Source organism: Caballeronia sp. ATUFL_F2_KS9A, assembly GCF_023630765.1.
Taxonomy (GTDB): domain Bacteria; phylum Pseudomonadota; class Gammaproteobacteria; order Burkholderiales; family Burkholderiaceae; genus Caballeronia; species Caballeronia zhejiangensis.
Genome location: NZ_JALQEK010000005.1, coordinates 1 through 3760 on the forward strand (window position 1 = coordinate 1; position 3760 = coordinate 3760).

At 63.0% G+C, this 3760-nt stretch carries 5 protein-coding genes; all 5 read right to left on the reverse strand.

What is annotated here, in order from left to right:
- Positions 1-11: 11 nt before the first annotated feature.
- Genes paaE through paaA form a run of 5 tightly spaced genes read right to left on the reverse strand, consistent with a single transcriptional unit; the run spans position 12 to position 3759 of the window.
- Positions 12-1100, reverse strand: coding sequence for a 1,2-phenylacetyl-CoA epoxidase subunit PaaE (paaE, locus tag NCS67_RS06640; RefSeq protein ID WP_250434760.1), 1089 nt, complete (start codon positions 1098-1100; stop codon positions 12-14).
- A gap of 28 nt (positions 1101-1128) precedes the next feature.
- Positions 1129-1641, reverse strand: a complete 513-nt coding sequence (gene paaD, locus NCS67_RS06645; RefSeq protein ID WP_008352721.1) for a 1,2-phenylacetyl-CoA epoxidase subunit PaaD — start codon at positions 1639-1641, stop codon at positions 1129-1131.
- On the reverse strand, positions 1641-2441 hold the full coding sequence (paaC, locus tag NCS67_RS06650; RefSeq protein ID WP_250434762.1) for a 1,2-phenylacetyl-CoA epoxidase subunit PaaC: 801 nt from the start codon (positions 2439-2441) through the stop codon (positions 1641-1643). Before paaC ends, paaD begins: the two co-directional genes overlap by 1 nt.
- Before the next feature lie 11 nt (positions 2442-2452).
- Entirely contained in the window at positions 2453-2737 is a 285-nt protein-coding gene (gene paaB, locus NCS67_RS06655) for a 1,2-phenylacetyl-CoA epoxidase subunit PaaB (RefSeq protein ID WP_008349546.1), read from the reverse strand.
- Positions 2738-2754: 17 nt separating this feature from the next.
- Positions 2755-3759: a 1,2-phenylacetyl-CoA epoxidase subunit PaaA gene (gene paaA, locus NCS67_RS06660; RefSeq protein ID WP_239295562.1), complete on the reverse strand. Its 1005-nt coding sequence runs from the start codon at positions 3757-3759 to the stop codon at positions 2755-2757.
- Position 3760 lies beyond the last annotated feature (1 nt).

The following is a 3760-nucleotide window of genomic DNA, read 5'->3' on the forward strand; positions in this document are numbered from 1 at the left end:
CGGGACGTCGCTTACCGCTCGTCGAAGCTCACAACCACGCGCTCGCTCACCGGATGGCACTGGCAGGTCAGCACGAAACCCTCATCGATCTCGTGTTGTTCGAGCGTGTAGTTCTTGTCCATCTTCACTTCGCCTTCGAGCACTTTCGCGCGGCACGTGCAGCACACCCCGCCCTTGCACGCGTACGGCAACGCGAGCCCTGCCTTCAGACCGACATCGAGCACGCTCACGCCTTCATAAGGCAGACGCAGCTTGCGCTTCTTGCCGTCGATGACCAGTTCCAGATCCGCCGCCGGCGTGCTCTCCGTAATCTCGATCGTCGGCGCACCCGCCTGCGGCAACGGCGTGCCGAAGCGCTCCACATGAATCTGCTTCGGCGGCACGCCCGCTTCTTTCAGTGCGGCTTCAGCGGCGTCCATCATCGGGCCGGGGCCGCAGATGAACGCTTCATCGATCTCTTCAGGCGAGAGCAGCGTCGAAAGAAACGCCTTGCACTTCTCTTGATCCAGCACGCCGTTGAACAACTGGACATCCTGCAAATCATCGGACAGCACGTGATACAGCGAGAACCGGTCCATATACCGGTTCTTCAGATCCTCGAGTTCCTCGGCGAACATGATCGCGTCGACACTGCGATTGCCGTACACCAGCGTGAAGCGGCTCGTCGGCTCCATGTCCAGCGTCGTCTTGATGATCGCCAGCACCGGCGTGATGCCCGAGCCGCCCGAGAACGCCACGTAATGCTTCGCGTGATCCGCGTTCAGATGCGTGAAGAAGCGTCCGTCGGGCGTCATCACCTCGATCTCATGGCCCGGCTTCAAGGTCTCGAACGCGAAGTTCGAGAAGCGCCCGCCGCGCACGCGCTTGATGCCGATGCGCAATTCGCCATCGCGATCGTAGTCGGTCACGCCCACGCAGATCGAATACGAGCGGCGCGTCTCCTCGCCATCGATATGCGTCTTGAGCGTCACGAACTGGCCCTGCGTGAAGCGAAACGCATCGCGCAATGCGGGCGGCACATCGAATGAAACAGTGAGCGCATCGGCGGTTTCGGGGCGCACGTCGCGAATGCGCAGCGGATGAAATTGCGGAGTCGCCATGTTTTCTCGGCTCGCTTGTCAGTGAGGTTCAGTACGGCTTGAAGTAATCGAACGGCTCGCGGCAATCGATGCATCGATACAACGCCTTGCACGCCGTCGAGCCGAATTGCGCCAGCTTCTCCGTGTGCGTCGAGCCGCAGCGCGGGCACGCGATCGTCGCGGGCTTGCGCGCCACGAAGCGGATCGGCTTCTCTGCGCTGCCGCATGCGCCCGTCGGCGGCGCGATGCCGTAGCGGCGCAGCTTCTCGCGCGCGTCATCGGTGATCCAGTCGGTCGTCCACGCAGGCGCCAGCACCGTCTCGATGCGATGCGCGCCGAGTTGCGCATCATCGATCGCTTTCGCGATGTCCTCAGCAATCTGCGACATCGCAGGACAGCCCGAGTACGTCGGCGTGATCACCACTTCGAGCACGCCATCGTCGCCGTGACGCACATCGCGCAAGATGCCCAGCTCGCGAATCGATACCACCGGAATCTCCGGATCGGGCACCGACTCGAGCACGTGCCACGCGCGTTCGATCGTGGTTTGCATGGCCTGCATTACCAGCTCGCACCCGGATGCTGACGCGCCAGGCTCTGCATCTCCGCCAGCAGATAACCCATGTGCTCCGAGTGCTCGCCTTGCTTGCCCGTCGTGACGTGCTGCACTTCTACGGGCGCTCGGAGCGTCGCTTCATCGAGCGCCGATGCAACCTGCTCGCGCCACGCCGCTTCGAACTCGCTCGCCAGCGGCGCGATGCCCGCATCGGCGACGGCCTGTTCGATTGCATCGGTCGCGAAGAACTCGCGCGTGTACGGCATCAGATAATCGAGCGCAGCCTGCGCACGCCGATGCGACTCCGCAGTGCCATCGCCGAAACGCACCAGCCAGTCGCGCGCGTGATGCAGGTGATAGCTCGTCTCCTTGATCGACTTCGCCGCGATCGCCGCGAGTTGCGCATCGTTCGATGATTGCAATGCGCTCCACACTTCCATCATCAACGCCGAGTACAGGAAGTTGCGCACGATCGTCACCGCGTAATCGCGCTCCGTGCGCGTCGTGCCCGCGAGCGGGCCGAAGTGTGGCAACTCCGCGATCGTGTAGTTGGCGAACTCGCGCTCGGTGCGAAAGTATGCGTATTCGTCTTCGGTCTTTTTGTTGCCGTTGAGCGATGCTTCGAGCGAAGCAGCATGCGTGTAGAGCAAACGCGCCTGACCGATCAAATCCAGACTGATGTTCGCCAGCGCAATATCCTCTTCCAGTGCCGGGCCGTGACTGCACCACTCCGCGTTGCGCTGTCCGAGAATCAGCGCGTTGTCGGCAAGACGCAGCACGTAGGCGAGATGTTCTTTCTGGCTCATGTCGCGCGCCCTTACATGTGATTGATTTCGTCGGGCAGCACGAAGAACGTCGGATGCCGATAGATCTTGTCGCCCGCGGGCTCGAACAACTCGGCCTTGTCTGCCGGGTCCGATGCCGTGATCGCCGCCGAGGGCACCACCCAGATGCTCACGCCTTCCTGACGACGCGTGTACACGTCGCGCGCCATGCGCAACGCCGCGCCCGCGTCCGGTGCGTGCAGGCTGCCGCAATGCTTGTGATCCAGTCCCTGCTTGCTGCGCACGAACACTTCCCAGATCGGCCATTCCTTGTTCATCTTCATCGTCTCCATGCTCATGCAGCTTGTTGGTGGGCGCGGGCTTTTTGCTTCTCGGCATACGCCAGTGCGGCTTCGCGAACCCACGCGCCGTCATCGTGCGCCTTCACGCGCGTGGCGAGGCGCTCCTTGTTGCACGGACCGTCGCCGTTGACCACGCGCCAGAACTCGTCCCAGTCGATCGCGCCGTAGTCGTGCGCTTGCCGCGCTTCGTTCCACTTCAAGTCGGGATCGGGCAATGTGACGCCGAGGATCTTCGCCTGCTCGACGGTCGCATCGACGAACTTCTGACGCAGGTCATCGTTCGAGATGCGCTTGATGCCCCACGCGAACGACTGGCCGCTGTGGATCGAATCCTTGTCGCTCGGGCCGAACATCATCAGCACCGGCCACCACCAGCGGTTCACCGCCTGCTGCACGAGATCCTTCTGCGCTTGCGTGCCTTTCATCATCGCGAGCAGCGCGTCGAAGCCCTGGCGTTGGTGGAACGACTCCTCCTTGCAGATGCGGATCATCGCGCGGGCATACGGCCCGTAGGTGCAGCGGCACAGCGGAATCTGGTTCATGATCGCGGCGCCATCGACGAGCCAGCCGATCACGCCGACATCGGCCCACGTGGGTGTCGGATAGTTGAAGATGCTCGAATATTTCGCCTTGCCTGCGTGCAGCGCGGCGACCAGTTGATCGCGCGAGACGCCCAGTGTTTCGGCCGCGCTGTAGAGGTACAGACCGTGGCCGCCTTCGTCCTGCACCTTCGCGAGCAGAATCGCCTTGCGTTTGAGGCTCGGCGCGCGGCTGATCCAGTTGCCCTCGGGCTGCATCCCGATGATCTCCGAATGCGCGTGCTGCGAGATCTGACGCACCAGCGTCTTGCGATACGCCTCGGGCATCCAGTCCTGCGGCTCGATCTTGCCGTCGGCCTGCATCACCGCGTCGAAGCGGGTTTGGGCGGCGGAGGCTGCGGCTTCGTGGCTTTCGGCTGCGGACGTCGCGCTGGGGAGGTCGAGGGATTGCGTGTACATG

Coding starts and splice junctions, on each gene's coding strand:
- paaB (WP_008349546.1), bottom strand. CDS start 2,737: ATGAACAAGGAATGGCCGATCTGGGAAGTGTTCGTGCGCAGCAAGCAG.
- paaE (WP_250434760.1), bottom strand. CDS start 1,100: ATGGCGACTCCGCAATTTCATCCGCTGCGCATTCGCGACGTGCGCCCC.
- paaD (WP_008352721.1), bottom strand. CDS start 1,641: ATGCAGGCCATGCAAACCACGATCGAACGCGCGTGGCACGTGCTCGAG.
- paaC (WP_250434762.1), bottom strand. CDS start 2,441: ATGAGCCAGAAAGAACATCTCGCCTACGTGCTGCGTCTTGCCGACAAC.
- paaA (WP_239295562.1), bottom strand. CDS start 3,759: ATGTACACGCAATCCCTCGACCTCCCCAGCGCGACGTCCGCAGCCGAA.